Here is a 23,709-nt window from a genome sequence, read left to right as displayed (position 1 = left end):
ATGAATTTATTGGAAATAATTGAAAATAGTGATGATTCAAAGTTATTGGATTTGAGTTGTGATCAAGATGAAATTACGTTGACTATAGCTCATGATTATCTTGATAAAATTATTCGTATCACTTTTCCTTTTCAAAACTTTTTTAGTAGTTTTTCGAGTAAAAGTGATGGTATATGCTTTTTATCTATTGAAAATATAAAAGACACACTAAATGTAAAAAATGGAGTTTATATTCCTTCTATAGATTTTGGTGATTTTATGTATGACGTGAGAGAAGGTAATAGCAGTGGATATGGTTTGAGAGAAAGTAAATTTAAAATTTTTTTTAAAGTTATAGGAAGTTTTAAAGTAGTCATTCCCGTTGAAAATTTTGAAAAAATCAAAATTGAATTTTTAAGTAATTAATAGATAAAGTTTTAAAAGTATTAGTCTGGCTAATGCTTTTAGAACTTAAATAATTCTTAGGTGTATTTTAATATATAGTTGAAATATTCATAACTTTTTTAACTAACTTGTAGGTTTTGTGAGCTTTTATACAATTTATCCATCTGAGTATATTGATAGAGATTTTTCTTTTGATTTGAAAGGAAAGCAAGAAATTATCGTTGATTATTTTAAATTTGATTTAAGTGATAATTTTTTAAAAAATCCTAGAATAAATTTAGATTATGATAATATTTTTTCTGATCAATTAAATGAGATATTAGAGACTGATTTTTATTATTCATCTTCTGGAATTTTACTATTTTCAAAAAGATTTTTTAATGAAATGAAAGAAATTCTTGAAGATGAGAGTGATTTCTATAATTGCTATATGAAGAGTGAAGAGGTAGATATTTATGCTATGTATATTAAGAGAAAAAACAATTTATTAGATGAAGATGACTTCATAAAAAAAGATCTTGTAACAGATGACTTTTTTATTGCTAGAGATACGGATAAACCTTATATCTATGTAGTAAGTCAAAAATTTGTGGATACTATTAATAAATTTAAATTAAAAATGAATTTCTTAGAATACTAAAATATTAACAACTTTTAAAAGTGAACTAATAGCGTAAGTTGTTAATTCACTTTTTTATATTTATCACGAATAGCATTCTCATTCATTCGTGTATTCATATGGTTAAGTTTTTCTTTACAAAATAGACAGATGTTTCTGTATTTTATAAAATAATGCCAATCCTGACAAAATTTTCATAAAAAGATGTTATCTCATATACATAGAATTCTAGAAGATTTGGGTATCAGCTCGCAAAAACGCGTGCTTCACGTTCAGTTTTCTAATCCATCGTTGAATACTCAAGTCTTTTTACAAAGTATTGAAGGGCAGCATCAGCTAAATGAAGGACTGACCGCCGATTTATTTTGTCTTTCTACCAATGCGCATATTTCATTAAAACAATTTATTGGTTGTCAGGTTGCAGTCGATCAAGTAACTGATCAGGGGCAGCTATTTAGAACTACAGGAATTATTACAGAAGCCAGTCAGGGGCAGAGTGATGGTTCATTAACATTGTATAAATTGAAACTACAAGACCCGACCGCGCTATGGCATAAACGCCGAAATAGCCGTGTATTTATGAATAAAAGTGTACGGGACATTACTGAAATTCTATTTACTGAGTGGCAGAACAAAAGCCCGTTGTTTACGTCTAGCTTAACTTTGGATTTAAAAAACCTAAGCCAAGACTACGATGTTAGACCTTTTGTCATGCAAAGTAACGAAACGGATTATGAGTTTTTAACCCGACTTTGGCGTAGTGAAGGTATTAACTGGTTAATTGATGAAGCTCAGTTGTTTGCCACTAATAGCTCGGATGAGATTCAATCACAAAAGTTACGTTTAATTGATAATAATGAATCATATTTAGCATTAGACCGAAGAAATATCCGTTATCACCGTAGTAGCGCTGTTGAACAACAAGACAGTATGACAAGCCTTGTGCCAACTCGAAGCTTGCAATCTACAGCCGTGCATGTACAACGCTGGCAGGCTGATGCCTTAAGTCAAGAAGAAGGCATGGGCAGTGTTCAGTCAAAGCATAGTCATAGTGCTAATCAGGATAATGCGAGTTTAAGTCTAGAACATGCATGGCATGTCAGTCCTGCTTGGATGCAAGACTTAAATGGGGAAGACCAAGCCACCGCATCGGGTCACCAGCAGCTAGAAAAACTCAATCAAAATCTATCTGATTATTATGCGTCTCAATCGAAATATTTCCGTGCACAAACTACGGTACGTGATACGCAAGTTGGCTATTGGCTTGAATTGAATGAACATCCAGAAATAGATATACATAGTGGCTCAGACAAAGAATTTCTGATTATTGGTAAAAGCTTCTATTTACAAAATAATTTGCCTAAAGATTTACAACAGCAAATCAGCCAACTTTTTAGTCAAAGCCAATGGCAAAACAATCATTCAGGGCTAAACGACCAGACTGAGCGTCAAGGTAATGAACTCATTTTGTCCCGTAGAAATATTAAAACTGTTCCTGAATATCATCCGTTAGAACACCGACCTGCGGCTTATCCACAGCGCGCTAGAGTGGTAGGCTTGGAAGGCGAAAGCATCCATGTTGACCAGTGGGGGCGCATTAAAGTCCGTTTCTTATTTACCCGTGGTGACGACCATAACCATGATGGCGGAGCAGGAAGCAACAATAATGACACTGACTCGGCTTGGGTGGATGTACTAACCCCATGGGCTGGCGTTGGTTACGGTGCACGCTTCTTACCACGTGTGGGTGAGATCGTGGTGATCGACTTCTTTGACGGCAATATTGACCGTCCATTTGTGGTGGGCCGTATTCACGAAGCCGAACGGCATCCAACGAAATTCGATCAGAAAGGTCAGCTACCCGATACCAAGAAACTCAGTGGTATCCGTTCCGAAGAGGTCGATGGTAAAGGTTTTAACCAGCTACGTTTTGATGACACCACAGGGCAAATCAGTACCCAGCTGCAAAGCAGCCATGTCGCAAGTCAACTAAACTTGGGTAACTTAAGCCATCCAAAAGACAGCGCGACAAGCGATGGTCGTGGTGAAGGCTTTGAGCTAAGAACAGATCAGTGGGGTGCGGTAAGAGCAGGCAGTGGTTTACTCATCAGTACCTATAAACAGGACCAGGCTCAAGGCGTACATCTTGATGCAAATGAGGCCAAACAACAAATCGAAGGTGGCTTCAATAATGCCAAAGCACTCAGTGAAGTTGCTAAAAATCAGCAAACTGATCCACTAGATGTGCTTGAAAATATTCAGTCCTTTATTGAAGTTCTCCAACAAGAAGACTCTAAAAAGGCTGCTGAGTTTCAATCAGCGGTAATGGTGTTGGCATCTCCAAAAAGTATTGCTGTAAGTAGTAATGAGGATATACACCTCAGTGCAAATGGTCAGCTCACTCAAAGTGCTGGAGATAGCATTAATATCAGTACACAAAAGAATATAGTGAGCCATGCGAGTCAAAAAATTAGTCTATTTGCAGCCCAAGAAGGAGCTCGACTTTTTGCTGGTCAAGGCAAAGTAGAAATTCAGGCCCAAGGTGATGGCTTAGATGTCATTGCTCGAAAAGGTGTGCAAATTACTTCAACTGAAGATACGGTTTATATTACTAGCCCAACTGAAATTAATCTGACCGCAAATGGATCTCAAGTTAAGTTGAATGGTTCAGGCATTTTCCCTGTTACAGGCGGTAAGCTTGAGGTGAAAGCTGGTCAGCATTTGTTTATGGGGGGAGAACAAGTTACTCCTCCTAAAAAGCAGGAAAATAAACCTTATTATTTGACTTTTGAAATTACTGATTTAGATGGAAAGCCAGCGAAAAATGTAGAGTATATTGCTTTTAGAATGGATGGTAGCCGGCAAAAGGGGCGAACTAATGCCCAAGGTTTAACTCAAAGATTTGAAACTGATGGCTCAGAACAAATTTCTATTCATATTAGTGATGAAAATGCTTCTAAATATAAACTAGCGGCAAAAGGTTAGAGATATAATGAATCCTTATACTACTTTTGAATATACAATAGTTTTCTATAATCAAAGAAATAAAGAATTACCAAATGTAAAATACAGCATAATCTTTTTCTGTGAAGATGGGACGAAAGAGACTTATAAGGGTGCTACAAACCCAAAAGGACAAACAAAACCAATTTCATTAAATCAAAATGGAAAATTGCATATTTTTGTTGAGGGGCATGAAACTATTTTCAGCCCTAAGAAGACTATAAAGCCTATTTTGGCTGAAGGAAGCAATATAGTTGAAGTAAATGCCATAAGCCTTAATCAAAATGCTTTTTTCTTAACAAAAGCTCAGTATGAACTCAAGCAGAGAAAAGCAAATAAAGATTTGGAAGAGCTAAGAAAAAATGCTAAATCAGTTAAACAAAAAAACTTTTTTAACTTGTCAAAAATACAACCAACTTTTCCTTTGGATTTAGCAGAAGAATTAAATGAAAGAATTAATATGTCTTATGAGGAATATAAAAAAAAGAATACTCATGTCGTAAAAAAAACAAAATATCTTAAGTTTAAAAACTATGCTTTATATAGATTTATTGATAGTGCAGGAAATGGGATTCCAATTGTAGATTATCAAATTTTTGCTCAAGATCAGAGTAAACCCTTAGTTAATTTGAAGCCTGGCCCACCTGATAGAAAAGGGTATACTCAATTAGCTTATACGTATTTGAATAGTAGAGTTACATATACTTTAGGAACCACAAAAAAAAATAGTGAATGGTATGAGCCAATAACTTGTGTAGATAAACAAGTTATTTATCAAATTATTTTTCCTACTTCAACAGCGGTAACTCAGCCTGATATTAATCATAAGGAAAATATGGGTGCAAGACAAAAACCACCTATTGTGATTAACCCTTGCACGAATGAAGTGCTTGTTTTACCGCCCGCAGTCTATGCTGAATTTGATAAAAAAACCAAGATATTATCTGATGCAGTGAAGGAAGTTCATAAATCTAATAAGGATCTAACACAAGCAATCCAAAGTCGTGATTTAGAAGAAATTAAAGAATTGGAAAAGCGTTTAAATATAAATCAGGAAAAAGCAATTGAAAAGATTAATGGTGAATTTAAGCAAAGAGCTGATTTAAGAGAAGTCTGGGTAGTTGAGAGCACGGGTAAAACAAACGAACAAGCATCTAAATATAATTTAAAACGACGTTATTTAAAAGTTACTGAATATGAGGAGTTAAAAGCAAAGCGTAGGAACCCTCAGACAAGTGTAGATGTAACCGCGAATCAATATACAGTACAACAACCTGCACAAATCCGTAGTAGTTTCGAAAAACTTTCGCAGCAACTTTTGACAGCAAAAGGGAGTGTTGGAAGTGATGAGAAAGCTGTTTATAACCTAATAGGAGGTTTGGGTGGGGAAATTGCAGAAGAATACAAAAATAGTAGAGATATTACAGTTACCCAAGAAGCACAATGGATGCGCATGGTCGCAGGGGCAAGTGGTGAAGGTTCAATAAGTGCTGCGCCGAAAGGTGTAAGTATTAAGGCTTCTGGAGATATGTCGACTAAATGGACATTATTTGAAGGAGTGAAAGAGTGGCGTAAATTTTATCCTTGTGAAACAGGCTGGAAACTTGAATATGATAACTATGATTTAGGAACAATCCGTTTTTTAATTGGGGCTGAGATATCTGGTTTTTCAGGAGCAAATTTAGGGATCGCTGGTAATCTATCCGTTGATATTTCTTATCAAGGCACAACTCAGGTCATAAAGGCTGCGGTAAGACCAACAGAAAGATCAATGAGTCAGATGGTAGATCGTAATAAAAAGCCTATGTTTCAACCTGCGCAAGGAAGTTTGAAAATAATTGGTGATAATCAGGAAAATGCACAGAATCAGGGAAATATTGGTATTAATGCATTTGCTGGAGCTCAAATACAAGGTTTACTTAAAGGGGCTATAGAGTGGTTTAAGCCTAAAGGTGATGGTAGTGGTGAGGGTGAGTTTGTGGCAATCGCTTCAGCTGCAGCTGGGGGGGGAGTTAGTATGGGAGCAGGTGCGCAAGGCCAATTTCAAATTGGTTATGACCCACGGTCAGGTAATTTTAAAATATTGGTAGCAGCTCATTTATGTTGGGGCGTGGGAGCAAAAGGGGTTGCTTCATTTGTTGTAGGAACAGAGCATTTTTTAAGTTATCTTGGTTTTGTTAAGTCACAAGTTGCTCATGCCGGCTTTAAAACACTTCTATATATAAATGAAACGGCTTTTTTGTTAGCTTCTCGCATCCTTGCATTGTGTATTGGAGATAATCATGCCTTAACAAAAAGTGTAAAAGAATTATCTCTAATTTATAACCAATGGATTAATAGAATTGATATTGATCAAGGTCGTTTAAATACTGCTAAAAATCTTAACTCGAGTGCTGGAAAAAAAGAATTACTTTATGCCACTCCTGAAACTAAAGGAATTCTCCTGTACGCAGTATCACATTGGACTGATCTAACCACTCCTATTTTTGATCTTAATATTGCTTTCATGGATATGAAAGTTGAGTTTTTTCCAACGCGAAAAACAGCAGTGATTAATATCTTAAAGACATGTATTTCTACTGAAGAATGGGAGAATACGATTCAACATATCCATCCACAAGGTAAAAAACTTACAGAAAGTCAGTTAGGTAAGGTAGAGGGAGATATTATTCGCTTTCTTAATTATGGGAGTGATGAAAAGTATGCAGAAGATGTAATACGGTGTTTAAATTCTGGTATCGAATATCAAGGTACCCAAATTAATGCATGGCTTCAGGATTATTTAAAATATCGTAAAGGAGCAAAAAAAATAGCAGGTTCTTTGAATTATATGTTGGTAAAAAATCAGGATGATAGTCGATTTAAACAACTAGAAATACAGCAAGGTGTATGGGAAGATGCAGAGGATATAACACTAATAGCAAGTAATTTAGATGTTTTATCACCTTTTGATCAAGATAATACGGATAAGTATGAAACATATAATGTATAATTGTATTATATGTTTCATAATAAATAAGTTTAATTAACTGCGCATCTGACAGAATTATTTTGATTTAAGTCAAGATGATGTTTTTTGGTTAATTCATCTTGAGCAGTTTTAGGGTCTTCTACAGGATGAATAGCATGTCTGCTGAAAGTGAAGCCTCCAAACATTTGTAGAGTCTCTCCCTCAGAAGGAATTGAACTACGTACAACTTTGAGAGTACCTTTTGTAGGACCTTGAGGGTTTTTTTCAGGAGATTTACTGTAATACTGTGGATCATACCAGTCTAGCATCCACTCATAATTATCAGTAATCATGTCATGAAGACCTAAAGAAGTTGCAGGAAACTTTAATAACTCAGGAATATTTCTAAACGCATTTAATTTATTTTGTTGATTTTGACGTTGTTCGAAACTCCAAACATTTCTACCGATATCAATTTTACCATTGTCTGTAGGATAAAGAATATATTGTCCGCGATTTCGTGCAGCATATTCCCATTGAGCCTCAGTGGGTAAATCCATTTTTAAATTAAGTTGTTTCCCTAACCATTGGCAATAATTTCGGGCTTGCTGCCAATTTACTCCTATTGCTGAATTAGGAATTCGATCTTGAATTGATAACTCATCAAATTTCTCAACTTTTTCCTGCCCAGTAACTTCAGTATATACATCAAAATCGGCATAAGTTGCTTTTGTTGCGCTTAATGCATAATTGTCTAAAGTAACTTTGTGTAAAGGCTTACTATCTGCGTCACTATCGTAGGGTAATTTGTCTGGGCTTTTTTGCTCACCAAAATCCCCCATCATAAAAGTACCACCTTTAATCTCTACAAGATTCTTTTTCGTTTTATCAAGTAGTTGTTGCAGCTTCTTTTGTTGCTCTGATGAGAGATTTTGTTTAGTCGTAAATGTTTGTGGTTGCTCTGTATTATTTGTTGATTTTGCACAGGCAGTTAACGTAATGCTCGAAAGTAGAATGATGGCTAAATTTTGTTTAATCATCTTATTTAAAAATCATGTAGTTGAGTGGTGATGTGATTATTTTAGTGAGAGACATAAGAGATATAAATAGAGGGTTTGTTATTTAGGCATAGAAATAATATAACTTCTTTAAAGAGTAATCATTTCAAGACGTGTCTGTAATAAATTTTTCTTATTTTCCCTATTTTACTATTTTCAGACAACTTTAGATAAAAGCAATGAGGAGTGATTCAGAAGAGGTTACTCTAATGATGAGTAACCTGAATATTTTGGCGCCTTTTGATGAAGATAAGGAAATAGTGGATAAGCAAATATATAAAGTTTAATTATATATTTGCTTGATCAAATTGCTAATAATTAACCGCACATCGAACAGAATTAAATCGATTTAAGTCTATGTTATATTTTTTAATATCAGGATCATTTGATAATTTGGGATCTTCTACAGGATGGATGGCATGGCGACTAAAGGTAAATCCACCAAACATTTGTAAATTCTGTCCATCAGATGGTTCTGCACTTCGTACAACTTTAAGAGCTCCTTTTGCAGGCCCTTTCGGGTTTTTTTCAGGAGATTTACTATAATACTGTGGGTCATACCAATCAAGCATCCACTCATAATTATCGGTAATCATGTCATATAGTCCTAAAGGGGTAGCTGGAAATTGTTGCAATTCTGGTATTTTCTCATCAGCTTTATATTTTGTTATTAGTTCTTGTCTTTGTTTGAAACTCCAAACATTTCTACCAATATCAATTTTACCGTTGTTTGTAGGGTAAAGAATGTATTGTCCACGATTTCTTGCTGCATATTCCCATTGTGCTTCAGTAGGTAAATCCATTTTTAAATTAAGTTGTTTTCCTAGCCATTGGCAATAATTTTGGGCTTGTTGCCAATTGATACCAGCTGCCGCAGTGGGAACCCGCTCACTTATTGAGAACTTATCAAACTTTCCAATTTTTTGCTGTCCAGTAACATCGGTATATATATCGAAATCAGCATACGTCGCTTTTGTTGCACTTAATGCATAAGTATCTAAAGTGACTTTGTGTAAAGGTTTGCTATGTGCATCACTATCATATGGTAATTTATCTGGGCTTTTTTGCTCACCAAAATCCCCCATCATAAAAGTACCACCTTTAATCTCTACAAGATTCTTTTTTGTTTTATCGAGTAGTTGTTGCAACTTCTTTTGTTGTTCTGATGAGAGATTTTGGTTGGTCGTTGGGGTTTTTATTTGCTGTGTATTATTTGTTGATTTAGCACACGCGCTTAAAGCAAGGCTTGAAAATAAAACAACAGCTATATTCTGTTTCATCATTTTGTTGGAAATCATTAGGTTGAATATTGATAAAACTATTTTAGTAAGAGATGTAAAAGATATAAATAGCGGTTTTGTTATTCAAATCAGTGAATAATCATTATGGTTTATAAAAAATTAAAAAGAACTAAGATATTTTATAATTGAAGTATAGATTGAACACCTTTTTGATAGTCAAAAGGGGAATTTATAATTCTTTACCTTATGTTTACAAAAACAAACTTAATTTTTTTCTTCTAGATTTTTGATGAAAATATATTGAAAAAGCATGCTAGGGGTGGGAGTGGTACTTTTTAACCTTTATCATGGAAACTAAATTTATTTAAAAAAGTATAATAGATAGACAGATTAGTCTTGACAAGTTTTATGGTTTTTTGTAGTGAACTTTTTTACTATAAGTTTTGATGGTTTGTTCGTAACCAAATAGAAGCACCTTGTAGTTAATATAAACTTAAATATTGTTAAGCAAATGTTTCAAAAAAACTAAATGAATGATATTTAAATAAATTTTTCATTCAGTTTTTATTTTTATTTATTTTATGAAAATCAACACCTTATTTTTAATTACAAAAAATAACAATATTATATTTTTATAAGAATAACTTTATTAAGCTATATTTTATAACCATCTTAACTATTTACGTTTAGTTTAAGTTGATATGATTTTTATATAAAATATGTTCGTTTATATGATAAACTGCGCATAAATTTTTTGAATATAAGGTTTATAGTCTGATTTTTTAATGTTTTCTCAATATTAACTTTTCAGTAAAGCCTTGAATAAATAAGAAAACAGAGGAATGAAAGTTGTGTTGAAACGAAGTATTTTGATACTTTTTCTGACTGGAAACATTATCGGTCTATCAGGTGCTCAAGCAGCAGAACTAGAGCCTGTAAAACTTAAAAAAAGTTGTATTAAAAAGAATCCGTTAGCAGAAGGCCAAAATGATCCTGAGCTATTGAATATTTTTAAGCAAGTTTGTGATAGTGATAATACGACTCAAAAAAATGATTTATTAGCTAAAGCAGCCATGCGTTTTTATCAAACCAATCAACCAGTTAAGGCTTTGAATTTGGCTAGTCAACTGCAAAGTCAAAATATACGCGGTTCATTAATAACAGATGTTTTATTTTTATCTGGTGTAAGCATTGCAAATAACTCATTGCAGCAAATGCGAAGTCAGGAAATGCGTTATTTAAGCAATGATGTAACGTACCCACCCGCTAAACAGTTAATTGAAAATATTCATACTTCAATGCCTGCGCCTGATACTTCAAATGTTAAGGCTGCAACAGAAGGTGGTTCAGTTGATAACGAACGAAGAAGTTATAAAAAACAAACTGTAACACGTAACAGAGTTACTACTTCCAGAACAGCAACTAAACGAGTAGCAACTCCAGCAAAAGCAACTGCGGTTAAACAAAAAACTGCCCCTGTAGCCAATGTTAATAAATCAAAAAGTTCGCCTTTTGACCCTTTAATTAAATAATCAGGAATAGAATCTTATGGCTAAGAGAGAAAGCGTACAAAAGAAGCTTCAGCGAATTCGACCTCCACGTGTTCAGCTTACATATGATGTTGAAATTGGTGATGCAAAAGAAGCGAAGGAACTACCATTTGTTGTTGGTGTGATGGGTGATTTTTCGGCAGCATCTGAGCTTGAACGTACAAAATTAAAAGATAAAAAATTCATCAATGTCGACTTAGATAATATTGATGAAGTTATGGAGTCATTGTCTCCAAGAGCAGCTTTTCAGGTAGATAATACGCTGACTGAAGAGGGCGGGAGAATTGCAGTTGATTTAACATTTAAGTCAATGGAAGATTTTCGCCCAGAAAATGTTGTTCAACAAGTTGATCCATTAAAGAAACTGGTTGAAGCACGTGAGCGTTTAACTGATTTGAGAAATAAGATTTCGAACAGTGAGCGTTTAGAAGACTTACTTGATGAAGTGCTTAAGAGTACTGATCAGATCCGTAAATTAAGTGCGGAGGCTGATCATGAATAATACTCAATCCGCAGCAATGTCACTTGTTGAAAATGAACAAGTTAATCTTTTAGACTCGATTGTTGAAGAAAGCCGTATTGCCCGAAATGAAGAAGAACATTCGCGTGCGAAAAGCTTAATCGGCGAACTTGCCAAAGAAGTAATGGCAGGAACAATTACAGTCTCTGAAAATATGACTTTATCAATTGATAAGCGTATTGCCGAAATTGATGCACTGATTTCAAATCAATTAAGTCAGATCATGCACAATGAGCAATTCCAAAAGATTGAGTCAACTTGGCGTGGTCTTTACTACTTCTGTCAAGAAACACCATCTAATCCGCTCATTAAAATTCGTATGTTAAATACGACTAAAAAAGAGTTGGTAAAAGATTTTCAAGGTGCTACAGACTTTGATCAAAGCACTTTATTCAAAAAAATCTATGAAGAAGAGTATGGGTCTTTTGGTGGTGCGCCATATTCAGCACTCATTGGCGATTTTGAGTTTGACCGTACGCCTTCTGATATGTATTTGCTTGAGCAAATCTCTCATGTAGCAGCAGCAGCTCACGCACCATTTGTTTCAGCTGCGAGCCCAAGCATTTTGGGTCTTGAGTCATTTACAGATATTGATCGCCCTAGAGATGTTTCAAAAATCTTCGAAACGGCTGAATATGTTCAATGGCGTTCATTCCGTGACAGTGAAGACTCTCGTTATGTCGCATTAACATTGCCGCATGTGCTTGGTCGTCTTCCTTACCATCCAAAAGAAGGAACAGCTACAGAAGGGTTTAACTTTGCTGAAGATGTTTCAGGTGCAAACCACAACGAATATTTGTGGATGAATGCTGCTTATGCTTTTGGTACGCGTTTAACAAATGCATTTGATATGCATGGTTGGTGTGCTGCAATTCGTGGTGTTGAGGGTGGTGGTTTAGTAGAAGGCTTGCCAGTTCATACGTTTAAAACACAAGATGGCGAAGTGGTATTCAAGTGCCCTACAGAAATTGCGATTACTGACCGCCGCGAAAAAGAACTAAGCGATTTGGGCTTTATTCCTTTAGTACATTGTAAAAATACCGATTACGCTGCTTTCTTTGGCGCGCAATCAACTCAAAAACCTAAAAAATATGACAATGATACGGCAAATGCAAACTCTGCTTTATCAAGTCAAATTCAGTACATCATGGCCGTTTCACGTATTGCTCATTATTTAAAAGCAATGATGCGAGATAAAGTGGGTAGTTTTGCTTCTGCTGGAAATGTTGAAGCATTTTTAAATGAGTGGTTGTCACAGTATGTATTGCTTGACGACGGTGCTTCCCAAGAAGCGAAAGCTCAATACCCTCTACGTGAAGCGTCTGTAAAAGTTGTAGAAGATCCTGCTCAACCAGGTCACTACAAATCTGTGGTTTTCTTACGACCACATTTCCAGCTGGATGAGTTGTCAGTTTCTTTACGACTTGTTACTGAGTTACCTCAGTCCTCAAATTAATAAAGGTCAGCGAAAGAATAACTTTAAATTAAAAATAGGAAAGTTCTAAATGAAAGATATATACGTTGAGTTTCGCGGTAAGTATAAAGTTGATGGCGAGTCTCGTGATTCTGAGCACAAAGGCTGGTTAGAAGTTAACTCTTGGTCTCACAACATTCGTCAACCTAAATCTGCTACTTCAAGTAGTGTTGGTGGTCATACTGCTGAACGTGTTGAACATTCAGATATGCTTTTTATTAAAGACCTAGATGCAACTAGCCCGAAATTATGGGAAGCATGTTCAGCTGGTTATACATTTGATGAAGTACAAATTGATTTTTATCGTGCGAATGGCGACAAACGCATCAAGTACTTACAAATTAAATTGAAGCATGTTCTTGTTTCTAGTGTAACTCCAACAGTTAACGAAGAAGGTGTTCCAACTGAAGCGTTTGGTTTGAAATACGCAGCTGTTGAGTGGACATATAACCAACAAGATATTAACGGTACTGCTAAAGGTGCTGTTACTAAGAAATGGTCACTTTCTAATAATACTGCTTCTTACGCAGCATAATTATTTAAGTGAATATTTGGTGGAGGTTGACATAAAGTTAGCCTCTGCTGTCTTTAAGCATGCTTGTTGTGAACTCGAATGAATTTAGATCGGCTTTATCCATACGGATTTCGTTCAACTCTGTTTGATCGTTTAATTCCTGAAAGTGAAGATTATGCAAAAGGTCTTTCTATTCAGCAATTAAGAGAATCGGTAGCGAAAGATTTAGAAGACTTGCTAAATAGTCGGGTCGCTAAATTGGACCACGTGGTCGATGATTATCCGCTAGTTAAAAAATCTATACTTCAGTTCGGGATTATTGATTTTGTGGGGCTTTCTACAGCCAATCCGCTAGATCGAGACAAGATTTGCCAATCAATTGAACAATCAATTGCAGCTCATGAGCCCAGATTAAGACAAATAAGGGTAGAAATGTTGTTGGATGGGCATAATATGGGGGCTTTGTGTTTAAGTATTCAAGCATATCTAAATATTCATCCACTGTATGAACCTGTCGTTTTTGATGCATTGCTAAAACCGACAACGCAACAATATGTAATTTCGGCGAGAACCTAAGCGTAGTGGGTGTGTTGTGATAGAAGAGCTTTTACCGTTTTACGAAAAACAACTACAAGAATTTGGTCAGCAATCTCGAGAATTTGCCCAAAAATATCCGAAAATTGCTCAGCGGTTATCGTTAAATCAAGAGCAGATTGATGATCCGCATATTGAGCGTCTCATACAGGCGTTTTCATTAATTGCTGCTCGCATTGATAAAAAACTTGCTGATAGTTATGAAGTATTTACACGTTCTTTATTTGAGGTGATGTTTCCTCAATACTTACGTCACTTTCCTGCTTGTTCGGTGGTAAGTTTCGAAGATATAAATAAAATCAAACAGCTCACAGAAGCACATATTGTTCCTGCACACACAGTCTTGAAGTCTCGCAGTTTTAAAGGTGTTCAGTGTGAGTTTAATACCACGCAAGAAATCAAATTACTCCCGATAAGTTTGCAAGCGCTAGAGTTTAAAAGTACACCTAGTGCACATATGCATTTAAGTCAAAATGCGACTTTAAGTTTTAAGTTTGAAATTTTTAATCATGCTCATTTATGTTTAGTAAATGAAAAACTTCCTATTTATTTAGATGCAATTTCTAATTTTCCGCTTCAAGTACTGGACAGTATTTTTAAGAAGGGAACAACTTTTGCCATCAGAATAGGGCAGAAAGTTGTAGCGCTGGATAAAAATCCATTTGAGCTAACTGGTTTTTTAGAACAAGAAAGTTTATTACCACTCGATCAGCATACTCATCATGCGTATCGTTTGCTCATGGAGTATTTCTGTTTTCCTGAAAAATTCAATTATCTTAAGCTAGATTTAGACTTTTTAAAGAATCTATCTCTAGAAGAGAGTGATTTTGAACTGCTTATCCATTTTAAATTAAATTTAAATGATCAAGCCGTAGTTCGAAATTATTCTGAATTAAATGTCGCTAATTTTAAATTGTTTACTACACCAGTCATTAATTTATTTGAAAAATATGCTGAACCTCAAAAAATCGTACACAAGCAATTAGAATATCCATTAATTACAGATGCACATCATCCTGAGTTTTATCAAGTCTATTCAATTACTGAAATGAATATGGTGCGTGAAAAAACCAGTCACGAAGAAAGCTATGTTCCGGTGCTGCCTTTTTTTGCGATGAGCCACTACCATGCGGACAAGGCCCGCTTTTTCTATTCAGTAAACTATCAAAAGTTACAGCCCAATTTCGTCGAAATGGGATATTCAATTATTTCTAAAAATTTAAATCCTTCTTCAACACGTTCAGATTTTATTAGTACAAAATTATTATGTTCAAATCGTGACTTACCACATGAAGCATTAGGGCAGTCTAATAATATATTGAACTTAAATGATAGTAGTCTGGCCAGACGTGCCATTGTTTTAAAAAGACCGACTAAACCTTATCAATTTGGACAAAGCCAGAGTGAGCAGTGGCGAGTCATTTCACACCTTTCATTAAATAGTTTGGCTTTAATGAAAGGTGATGCCGTATCTCATATTAAAGAGTTACTTGCTTTATATAACTTACCGTTATCAAAAGAAAATTATCTAATTATTGAATCAATTAAACATCTTGAATTTTCACTTACTCACAAACTGGTAGATGGTAAACCATTCCCAATGTTTGTAAGGGGCGTGAAGGCCGAGTTGCAAATTGATTCATCTGTATTCAGAGGGCATAGCCTATACATTTTTAGCCAATTGTTAAGTCGTGTTTTTAATTTAAAGGTTCAAATTAATAGTTTTGTTGATTTGGTTGTTAAGGATTATTCATCTCAGCAGGAGTTATACCAATGCAGTCAGAACGTTGGTGGCAAGACTCTTCTATAACAGCTGAGCTGTTTAACAAGCCAAAGTCTTTTGAATTTATTCAAGCAACACGTCTATTAAGGCACGATTCAAGTCGTGCGGTTGGTTCATCTTGGAGTGATCATTTCAAGTTTGAGACATCCTTTAATTTAAATTTCCCTGCTACTGAAATTGAAAATTTAGAATTATCGGATGAAAGGGTTTATATCACGAATTTAATCGTTGGTCTTACTGGCATACAAGGTGCTTTACCTTATACATATACGAATAAGATTAAACAGGCCCCACGTCAGCAAAGAGCTGAAACTAAAGAGTTTCTGAGCTTATTTAACCATAAGCTTACTGCTCAATATGTAGAGTCCAGCATTACATATAATTTACCGATTCGATATGAGACTGAGTATAAAAACGATTATTTAGATATTCTGCATGCGTTGAATGGCTATGTGCGCTCCCAACATCAGCAAACAGAGCTTGATGACTATTTTGCAGAGTTTTCTGGATTAATGCAGGGCCAGAATAATACAGTTCATGCATTAAAAACGATGCTGTCCTGTATTTTTAAGCATGAAATTACGATTAAAGAGTTTATACAAGAATCTTTTAAGTTAGCGAGTGATCAATTAACGACTTTAGGTGGAAGTCAGCCGAGCTTACTTGGTATTAATACGTTTTGTGGGGAAACCATTCAGCAAATTGATGGAAAAATTGAAATTCAGATCGGGCCACTAAAGCGTCAGCAATATTTAAATTTCCTCCCAAATCAAGAGTTGAGTTTAAAATTAAAAAAAATTGTAGAAACTTGGTGTAGTCCAACTTTATCGATAGATCTTCGACTCGTATTGGATGAGTCAGAAATACAACCTATTTGTCTAACTAAGAATAACCAGAATGGTTTAGGGCAGGGTTCTTTTCTCATATCACGACAACCAAAAGTACATAGTCATGAAACTTGCTATAGCCTTATTGGAGAGAGAATATGATTAAAAAAATATTACTCTCATTTATTGCTATTTTTTCAGTGGTTAGTGGAATTATTATTTTCTACTGGCGTGACGTTCAATATAACCCTGATAAAGGTGACTTTTTCCTTTATTTCTTATTATTGCCAGCAATTATTACATTGGTGATCTTATCGCCTTGGTTAATTTATAGTGCCTATAAAACTTACAAAGATAAAAAAGAACAATCTATAAATCAAAATAAAGATGATGCTAATCAAAAACAAACCACTGTAATTGACGCACCACTCGAACAGTTAGATTTTAATATTTACTCTGCTTTTGCAGTACATGCATTAGGTGAGAATGAATCAATTATTGAGCAGCTACAAAACTTCAAAAGCCCAGAGTTAGATGATCAACTGTTAAATTCTTACGGGTTGCCTCTATTATCTTATCGTATTAAAGACTTGGATGAAGACAATCATGAGGAGAGTGATTACTCATCTCCACGACAAGTTCGTATGATGTCATTAATAAAACAGCAACTAGAACAAAATATAGAAAATTTATATCTTCTTGCAGAGCATTTAAAACGTTCGACTTTATTTTATGAGTCGCAACAATCTCGTGAATATCATATGCATCCGGCATGGGTTGATCCCGAGTCTGAATATGATGATGTTGAAATGCCTGTAGTCGAAGTTTACCGTTTAAATCGTTTAAATTTACATATCCTTCTTTCGGAGGATTTACTACATATCTGGAATGATGATCAAAGTAATGAATTAATTTTAGAGTTCTTTGCTGAGATTGGTATTGCTCCGCAAAAGGTTCATATTGAATATCATTTTTTTGGAGAGCAATTAGCTTATCAAGAGTTGATACACCTATTAAAAGGTATTCATAAAAGAGAGCATGAGATGTTCTTTTTAGTCGTCGCCGATTCAGAAGTTGATCAAGATCTAGTCGATGAAAAATCTTGGATGATTAAAGATTATATTCCTGCTGAATTTGCAGCAAGTTGTTTACTCGCAGATCCTTTAGTAAAAATTCAAGAATTAGAGCCTACTAAAGCACTGAAAGTGGTTGTGGGCCAACAAGATACAGCGAAGCTTTTTAATAATTTTGAATTTAATGATTTACCTCAGCATGAGGGTGAGGAACCTTATGTTCTGATATTGTCAGATCAGACGGATATAAAAGTTTCGAAGAAATTGCAGCAACACTTTCTTAAAACACCTGTAGAACCGCATCACTATATTTATGTGAAATCTTCATTAGGGCATACCCAACATTTAGCTGATATTTATGGCTTTATGCTGAGTATGCATTTTCCTGAACATATCATTCCTTTCGTCTTTGGTGAAAATACGGTGTCAGCACATACGTTTGTGCAGCATGTCACCGAAAATTCAGAAGATGATGTGATGGTGTTGAATAACTAATTTAAACTTTGGACTTAGAACGAGAATAGAATGCATACAATTTTAGGCTACTTGTGGCAGTACATCACGAATCCTAAAGCAATTATCGCCTTGTCATTGTTCGTGGCATTGATGTCTTCATATACTTCAATTCCCCGTCATATATTCTGGGCTTTAGCGACTGCCTATGCTTTGGGTCTTATTGTTTATGGTATCTATTGGCTTATTCAACGAAGAAAACATGCGGCTCAAGGTGAAGAGTTAGCTGAAGCGATTGAAAAAGATAATCAAGCTGAGTACGGGAAAAATAAAGATAAAGAAGAGCTTCAGCTTGTTAATCAACAAATGAAAGAATCAATTCAACTGATTCGTAAATCTAAGTTGGGTGATAAAAAAGGGAATGCTGCACTCTATGAGCTTCCTTGGTATATGGTTATTGGTAACCCCGCTGCAGGTAAAAGTTCAGCTATTTATAACTCTGGTTTAAAGTTTCCTTTTGAAGAAACGCATCAAAAAATGGTATCAGCTGGGTTAAGCGGTACTCGAAATTGTGACTGGTTTTTCTCTACAGAAGGTATTTTACTTGATACAGCTGGTCGTTATTCTGTTTATAGCGAAGATCATTCTGAGTGGCTAGGTTTCTTAAATATTTTAAAAAAGAACCGTTCTAAAGCTCCGGTCAATGGTTTAATTCTGATTGTTAGTATTGCTGAGCTGATTAGTCAAAGTCCTGAAAACTCTTTAAAGCTTGCTAAAAATCTACGTGCTCGTATTCAAGATTTAACTGAGCGTTTAGAAGTCGTTGTTCCTGTCTATTTAGTCTTTTCGAAGATGGATTTGATTGCGGGTTTTACAGAATTTTTTGAGTTTTATGAAGCTCAGGAATATAACCAAGCTTGGGGCGCGACTCTTCCTTATGAACAGAGTTCTTCGCACAATGCCGTAGATTTGTTCGAGAAACATTACAATATTCTTTACGATGGTTTAAAAGGGGTAAGTTCGACTCATTTAAGTCGCCGCCATTCGCAGAATATCTCTCCAAGTGTAATGACTTTCCCATTAGAATTTAAAACATTAAAACCAGCTTTAAAGAGCTTTATTGCGACACTTTTTGAAGATAATCCATATCAATTTCAACCTGTTTTCCGTGGGTTCTACTTCACTAGTGCTTTGCAGGAAGGTGTCATTGAAAGTCCAATGACTGAGCAAATTGCACAAGAATTCCAGCTTACTCAAATTGCTCAAAGTGATTTAAAAGATCATTCAAAAATTACGCCTAACCACGGTTATTTCTTAAATGGTCTATTTTCAGATGTTATTTTAAAAGATAAAGATCTTGTTAAGCAGCATGTAAATGCTGGCAGAAAACGTCAGCGTTACATTGCATTTATTGGCGCTTTAGCAGGTGTTTCAATTATTCTTGGTGTCTGGGTTTGGTCATATCGCAATAACCAGCAATTGATTGGTGAAGTTCAAGCAGATTTAAATAAGGTTGTTCAATTAGAAAAATCTTCAGGCCAGCAATTATCAACCCAGTTAGAAGCTTTACTTATTCTTCAAAGACGTCTACAGCAGTTAGATGAGTTTGATGAAAATAGACCACTTAAGTTTAGTTTTGGTTTATATCAGGGCAACGAACTTCGTGAAAAACTAAAAGCGGAATATTTAAAAGGCGTTAAGCAAATTGTCTTAACACCGACACAGCAAAATATTGCTCAATATTTGCAACGCGTAAAAAATAATGAAGCAACATTAAAAGCCAATCATACGAATGTTGAGATTAAACAAACCGTTCAGTCTCAACAATATTTGGAACCTTCAGACACAAATCCTCAAGATGCTTACAATGCATTAAAAGCATATTTAATGATGAGTAATCCACAATACATGGATGCAAGTCATTTAAGCGATCAGGTTACGCGTTTCTGGCGTTCTTGGTTAGATGCAAATAAGGGCCAAATGCCACGTGCAGATATGATTCAGGAAGCTGAACAGATCTTGTCATATGCAATGACTTTGGCAAATGACAAACAATTCCCAATTTTAGATGCAGATTCGCAAATTGTTGATCAAACACGTCAAGTGTTGCTTTCAGTTGTAAGAGGAATGCCTGCGCGTGATCGGGTTTATAACGAAATAAAAATGCGTGCTGCGGTACGTTTCCCTGCGCTGACTGTCAGTCAAATTGTGGGTGAGGCAAATAAAAATGTTGTATTGGGTAGTTATGCATTGCCTGGTGTATTTACCCAAAAAGCATGGAATGACTATGTAGAAAAGGCGATTGAAGAAGCGGCAGATAAGCCAACAGATAGTAAAGATTGGGTGCTAAATAGCCGTCAATCTGATGATTTAACTTTCTCAGGCAGCCCTGAACAAATTAGAAAGCAACTGACGGCACTCTATAAGCAAGAATATATTGCGGAATGGAGAAAATTCCTAAGTGGTATTCATTATGCTAAAGCTGGCCAATTTGCTCAGCAAGTAAAAAATATTGATGTTTTAGGTGAGCCGCAGAACTCTCCAATTCGTACTTTAATTGAAAGAGTGGCAATCGAAACAAACTGGGATAATCCAGTTGTGCAAGCAGAGCTCGCGGCTCCACAAAAAGGATTTGTTGCGTGGTTTAAACGTAAAGTTTTAAATCATGATGATAAGGTTGCCAATCAAGTGGCAACTAATGCTCAGGGTGCTATTTCTCAAGAATATCAAATGTTCTATCAGTTGGTTCGCAAACGCGATGATCAACAAGGTAAATCATTGCTTGATGAATATATGACAAATTTAGCTCTAGTTCGTAGCAAGTTTAACGAGCTTAAGAATGCAGGTGAAGTTGGGCCTAATGCGATGACATTAGTCAAGCAAACCCTTAATGAGCAAACTTCTGTATTTAACCAGACGCAAAAAATTGTAGATGAAAAAATGGCGGTTGGTTTCAATGAAATTGATCAGCGATTACTACAAAAATTGGTAGTTAGTCCACTTACGCAGGCTTTTGAAAGTTTAATTACACCGACACAAGACGAAATTAATAAATTGTGGGTAATGCAAGCTTATCAACCATTTACAGCAAATCTTGCTAAGAAATATCCATTTAACTCATCAGCTTCTTTGCAGGCGACAAGTAGTGAAATTGGTCAAATCTTGGGTGAGAACGGTAGTATTTCACGTTTTGTAAAAGAAAGTCTTGATCCATTTGTGATCCGTCGTGGTTATACGTTAACGTCTAAAACATGGAAAGATTTAGGAATTAGTTTAAATCCTCAATTCGTCATGAATTTCCAAAGATACGTTACTCCAGCGAATGGTATGGCAACAGGTGAGTTGAATGCTCAAGCTCCAGCAGCACCAGCAACCAACCAATCGAACTTCCAGTTCTACCCAATTCCAAATCCACAATTGCTTTCATATACCGTTGATATTGATGGTCAGCGTATGACTTATGAAAATGGTGTGCAGCAGTGGGTTAACTTTATTTGGCCAAATCAAGGCAGTATTCCAGGTGCTCGTATTACTGCAGTAGATTTACAAGGTCAAACGCACACGATTTTTGATGAGCCAGGTGAATATGGTATTAACCGTTTAATTGATAGTGCTCAACGTAAAGAACAAAATGGTGGATTTGAAATGCTTTGGCGTAGTAAGACAGACCCATCAATATTTGTAAAAATGAATTTCCGTCTAATCAGCAGTAATTCAGGCAGCATTGGTTCAAGCCGTGGTTATGCAGGTATGCAACTGGTTGATAAAGTCACTGCCGATAAAGCAGCTCGAGTGGTGTCTGCTCAGCAGGCGCCAGCTCAAGTGGCTCCAGTAAAAACAGAAAATCCTGTTGCAGCACTCGCTCAGCCTTCTGCGGGAGTTAAACCATGACATGGAAAATAACCTCTATGCGAAAGGAGGAGCAATAATGCAAACATTAAAAACAACTCCTTTGTATTACGGCAAAAGTCCTGCACGAGGCGACTTTTTAAAAACAAAAGGTCAGAATGCTCTAATACAGTTGCTTGATCAGTGGATTACTGAAGCATTGGAATATGCGATGCAATCGGGCAGCTTTAAAGAAGCTTATAGCACCTTGCCTTCACTGGATTTCTTCATTGCCAACCCGAAAGAAAATATGTTTTTGGTTGCGAACTTACTCGCAAGTGAAGATAGTTCAGGTCGATCTTTTCCAATGGTGCTGAGCCATTTATTAGAAATTGATTTGCCGTATGATAATTTGTTATATGCACCATATAGCTATAAACATGTGCTTGTTGATTTATTTCAAAACAATCGCGCTTTAAAAGGCATTAAAGATTCAGATTTGTTACTTGGAAAATTAGGTCACTTACAAAATCAAATTCAGGTTTTAACTGAACGAGAATGTGTAGGCTTTTATGAAAATCATACGATGCACTCATTTGCTCAGTTAATGAAGTTAAGTATTTATGAATTAGCGCAAAGTATGATTGGGCTGGGATTATTACTACAGCCAATTTTACAAAATGGAACTAGTCGGTTAAATAAAGTCCTGATTTTGCCTATTAATAATCCTGCTTATAGTTATGAAATAGCTGCTTTTTGGGTCAGTATTATTTGTCGCTTTTTAAAGGAGCATAATACTGAGGTACTCATCGGCTTGTTACATCGAGAGCAGCCCGTATTATTCTTTGGTTTTCAGGGTGCTGATATTTTAGCCCTTAGCGATATTTTTACTCAGAATATGGATAGTAAACACTGGGTTTCTTTAATAGAAGCTCAGTGGATTGATACTTATTTGGAGCAGAATGCTGGTTTAGCTACGCTAGAACAATCATTATGCCAACGCCAATTAAGTTTAAATCAAGGCTTAAAACTATTTAGACAGACTTTTTTGGGTGAATAATAATGAATCAACAATATCAAACTAAACTTTCACAGCTCATAAAAGGCTGTCTTATCTATGCCGTAGCTAATTATGCTTTGGCTCAGCCCATTGTTGTAGAAGGTGTAGTTCCTAATGAAGCCAGTAAGCAGGCTATCTTATTAAAAATGCAGTCTGTTTATGGCGCAGATCAGGTTGTAGATAAAATACAAGTTAGACCCGTAGCTGCTCCAAATGGATGGAGTGATTCTGTTACACGAGTCATTACGCCGGATCTTAAAAAAGTCTCACAAGGGAAATTAAGCGTAAATGGTACTCGGTTTGAGTTGAGTGGAAAAATGCTGAATCCAGCAGATATTCAACCTACCATTCAGTCATTTCAAGGGTTAGTTCAGCCTCCTTATCAACTGTATTCACAGTTATCAGTCAATCAAGCTGAACAGAAAATTATTGATGATGCACTTAAAAATCGAATTATTGAGTTTGAATCTGGCAGTGCAGTGTTAACTGATGCCGGTCAAAAAATTCTAGATGAGATGGCTGTTGCTTTAAATAAAGTAGGCGGTAAAAAAGTCAAAATCGTAGGACATACAGATAGTTCTGGCGATGCGACTAAAAACTTAAAACTTAGCCAAGATCGAGCATTGGCAGTGAAAAATTATTTGATTAGTAAGAGTATTCCGGCAGACCATTTATCTGCGGAAGGTTTAGGTTCTTCTAAACCAGTCGCAGATAATACTTCTCCAGAAGGAAGAAAGAAAAACCGTCGAATTGAGTTTACTGTTCTATAAATATAAGG

The 23,709-nt window shown here is 35.6% G+C and carries 16 protein-coding genes and 1 pseudogene; 15 read left to right on the top strand and 2 right to left on the bottom strand.

Features of this window, described 5'->3' with window-relative positions; genetic code table 11:
* The 4 genes and pseudogenes from AC07M3_RS03845 to AC07M3_RS03830 all read left to right on the top strand — a co-directional run bounded on the left by AC07M3_RS03845 (position 1) and on the right by AC07M3_RS03830 (position 6,998).
* Positions 1 to 405 carry a hypothetical protein gene (locus AC07M3_RS03845; RefSeq protein ID WP_199990828.1) on the top strand — a complete coding sequence of 135 codons (405 nt, stop codon included), beginning with the start codon at positions 1 to 3 and terminating at the stop codon, positions 403 to 405.
* 118 nt (positions 406 to 523) lie between these two features.
* A pseudogene (locus AC07M3_RS03840) lies at positions 524 to 862 on the top strand (hypothetical protein); the annotation flags it as partial.
* A 345-nt stretch (positions 863 to 1,207) separates the two neighbouring features.
* Entirely contained in the window at positions 1,208 to 3,988 is a 2,781-nt protein-coding gene (locus tag AC07M3_RS03835) for a DUF2345 domain-containing protein (protein ID WP_494566561.1), read from the top strand.
* Between the two features lie 7 nt (positions 3,989 to 3,995).
* Positions 3,996 to 6,998, top strand: a complete 3,003-nt coding sequence (locus AC07M3_RS03830; RefSeq protein ID WP_494566560.1) for a hypothetical protein — start codon at positions 3,996 to 3,998, stop codon at positions 6,996 to 6,998.
* Between the two features lie 29 nt (positions 6,999 to 7,027).
* Here AC07M3_RS03830 and AC07M3_RS03825 read toward each other — a convergent pair whose 3' ends face one another.
* Positions 7,028 to 7,996, bottom strand: a complete 969-nt coding sequence (locus tag AC07M3_RS03825) for a formylglycine-generating enzyme family protein (protein WP_307010377.1) — start codon at positions 7,994 to 7,996, stop codon at positions 7,028 to 7,030.
* 329 nt (positions 7,997 to 8,325) lie between these two features.
* Positions 8,326 to 9,297: a formylglycine-generating enzyme family protein gene (locus AC07M3_RS03820; protein ID WP_494566559.1), complete on the bottom strand. Its 972-nt coding sequence runs from the start codon at positions 9,295 to 9,297 to the stop codon at positions 8,326 to 8,328.
* An 800-nt stretch (positions 9,298 to 10,097) separates the two neighbouring features.
* On the opposite strand from AC07M3_RS03820, the gene AC07M3_RS03815 reads away from it, so the two are divergent.
* The 11 genes from AC07M3_RS03815 (at position 10,098) to AC07M3_RS03765 (ending at position 23,701) form a co-directional block, all read left to right on the top strand.
* On the top strand, positions 10,098 to 10,787 hold the full coding sequence (locus AC07M3_RS03815) for a hypothetical protein (protein WP_003651048.1): 690 nt from the start codon (positions 10,098 to 10,100) through the stop codon (positions 10,785 to 10,787).
* A 16-nt stretch (positions 10,788 to 10,803) separates the two neighbouring features.
* Positions 10,804 to 11,307 (top strand): type VI secretion system contractile sheath small subunit, encoded by a 504-nt coding sequence (gene tssB / locus AC07M3_RS03810; protein WP_003651049.1) that lies wholly within the window; start codon positions 10,804 to 10,806, stop codon positions 11,305 to 11,307.
* A complete protein-coding gene (tssC, locus tag AC07M3_RS03805) occupies positions 11,300 to 12,781 on the top strand; it encodes a type VI secretion system contractile sheath large subunit (protein WP_017389328.1) in 1,482 nt (493 codons plus the stop codon). Before tssB ends, tssC begins: the two co-directional genes overlap by 8 nt.
* 49 nt (positions 12,782 to 12,830) lie before the next feature.
* Positions 12,831 to 13,334, top strand: coding sequence for an Hcp family type VI secretion system effector (locus AC07M3_RS03800; protein ID WP_003651052.1), 504 nt, complete (start codon positions 12,831 to 12,833; stop codon positions 13,332 to 13,334).
* Positions 13,335 to 13,412: 78 nt separating this feature from the next.
* Positions 13,413 to 13,889, top strand: a complete 477-nt coding sequence (gene tssE / locus AC07M3_RS03795) for a type VI secretion system baseplate subunit TssE (protein ID WP_002048404.1) — start codon at positions 13,413 to 13,415, stop codon at positions 13,887 to 13,889.
* Positions 13,890 to 13,905: 16 nt separating this feature from the next.
* Positions 13,906 to 15,717 (top strand): type VI secretion system baseplate subunit TssF, encoded by a 1,812-nt coding sequence (gene tssF, locus AC07M3_RS03790; protein ID WP_494566558.1) that lies wholly within the window; start codon positions 13,906 to 13,908, stop codon positions 15,715 to 15,717.
* Entirely contained in the window at positions 15,681 to 16,679 is a 999-nt protein-coding gene (gene tssG, locus AC07M3_RS03785; protein ID WP_494566557.1) for a type VI secretion system baseplate subunit TssG, read from the top strand. The genes tssF and tssG overlap by 37 nt, the downstream gene beginning before the upstream one ends.
* Complete coding sequence (locus AC07M3_RS03780) at positions 16,676 to 18,085, top strand: hypothetical protein (RefSeq protein ID WP_307010365.1); 1,410 nt, start codon at positions 16,676 to 16,678, stop codon at positions 18,083 to 18,085. Before tssG ends, AC07M3_RS03780 begins: the two co-directional genes overlap by 4 nt.
* A gap of 30 nt (positions 18,086 to 18,115) precedes the next feature.
* Positions 18,116 to 21,934, top strand: coding sequence for a type VI secretion system membrane subunit TssM (gene tssM / locus AC07M3_RS03775; RefSeq protein WP_494566556.1), 3,819 nt, complete (start codon positions 18,116 to 18,118; stop codon positions 21,932 to 21,934).
* A gap of 37 nt (positions 21,935 to 21,971) precedes the next feature.
* Positions 21,972 to 22,931 carry a type VI secretion system-associated protein TagF gene (gene tagF, locus AC07M3_RS03770; RefSeq protein ID WP_005047747.1) on the top strand — a complete coding sequence of 320 codons (960 nt, stop codon included), beginning with the start codon at positions 21,972 to 21,974 and terminating at the stop codon, positions 22,929 to 22,931.
* A gap of 2 nt (positions 22,932 to 22,933) precedes the next feature.
* On the top strand, positions 22,934 to 23,701 hold the full coding sequence (locus tag AC07M3_RS03765) for an OmpA family protein (RefSeq protein ID WP_494566555.1): 768 nt from the start codon (positions 22,934 to 22,936) through the stop codon (positions 23,699 to 23,701).
* The last annotated feature ends 8 nt before the right edge of the window (positions 23,702 to 23,709 follow it).

This window comes from Acinetobacter sp. GW821-FHT09D10, assembly GCF_059416285.1.
This window is presented reverse-complemented; position numbering and strand designations above follow the sequence as displayed.

Excerpts from the sequence above, each read along its gene's own strand:
- AC07M3_RS03835 (WP_494566561.1), top strand. The coding sequence starts at position 1,208 with ATGTTATCTCATATACATAGAATTCTAGAAGATTTGGGTATCAGCTCG.
- tssE (WP_002048404.1), top strand. The coding sequence starts at position 13,413 with ATGAATTTAGATCGGCTTTATCCATACGGATTTCGTTCAACTCTGTTT.
- tssC (WP_017389328.1), top strand. The coding sequence starts at position 11,300 with ATGAATAATACTCAATCCGCAGCAATGTCACTTGTTGAAAATGAACAA.
- AC07M3_RS03800 (WP_003651052.1), top strand. The coding sequence starts at position 12,831 with ATGAAAGATATATACGTTGAGTTTCGCGGTAAGTATAAAGTTGATGGC.
- tagF (WP_005047747.1), top strand. The coding sequence starts at position 21,972 with ATGCAAACATTAAAAACAACTCCTTTGTATTACGGCAAAAGTCCTGCA.
- AC07M3_RS03830 (WP_494566560.1), top strand. The coding sequence starts at position 3,996 with ATGAATCCTTATACTACTTTTGAATATACAATAGTTTTCTATAATCAA.
- AC07M3_RS03845 (WP_199990828.1), top strand. The coding sequence starts at position 1 with ATGAATTTATTGGAAATAATTGAAAATAGTGATGATTCAAAGTTATTG.
- AC07M3_RS03815 (WP_003651048.1), top strand. The coding sequence starts at position 10,098 with ATGAAAGTTGTGTTGAAACGAAGTATTTTGATACTTTTTCTGACTGGA.
- AC07M3_RS03825 (WP_307010377.1), bottom strand. The coding sequence starts at position 7,996 with ATGATTAAACAAAATTTAGCCATCATTCTACTTTCGAGCATTACGTTA.
- AC07M3_RS03765 (WP_494566555.1), top strand. The coding sequence starts at position 22,934 with ATGAATCAACAATATCAAACTAAACTTTCACAGCTCATAAAAGGCTGT.
- tssB (WP_003651049.1), top strand. The coding sequence starts at position 10,804 with ATGGCTAAGAGAGAAAGCGTACAAAAGAAGCTTCAGCGAATTCGACCT.
- tssM (WP_494566556.1), top strand. The coding sequence starts at position 18,116 with ATGCATACAATTTTAGGCTACTTGTGGCAGTACATCACGAATCCTAAA.
- AC07M3_RS03780 (WP_307010365.1), top strand. The coding sequence starts at position 16,676 with ATGATTAAAAAAATATTACTCTCATTTATTGCTATTTTTTCAGTGGTT.
- tssG (WP_494566557.1), top strand. The coding sequence starts at position 15,681 with ATGCAGTCAGAACGTTGGTGGCAAGACTCTTCTATAACAGCTGAGCTG.
- AC07M3_RS03820 (WP_494566559.1), bottom strand. The coding sequence starts at position 9,297 with ATGATGAAACAGAATATAGCTGTTGTTTTATTTTCAAGCCTTGCTTTA.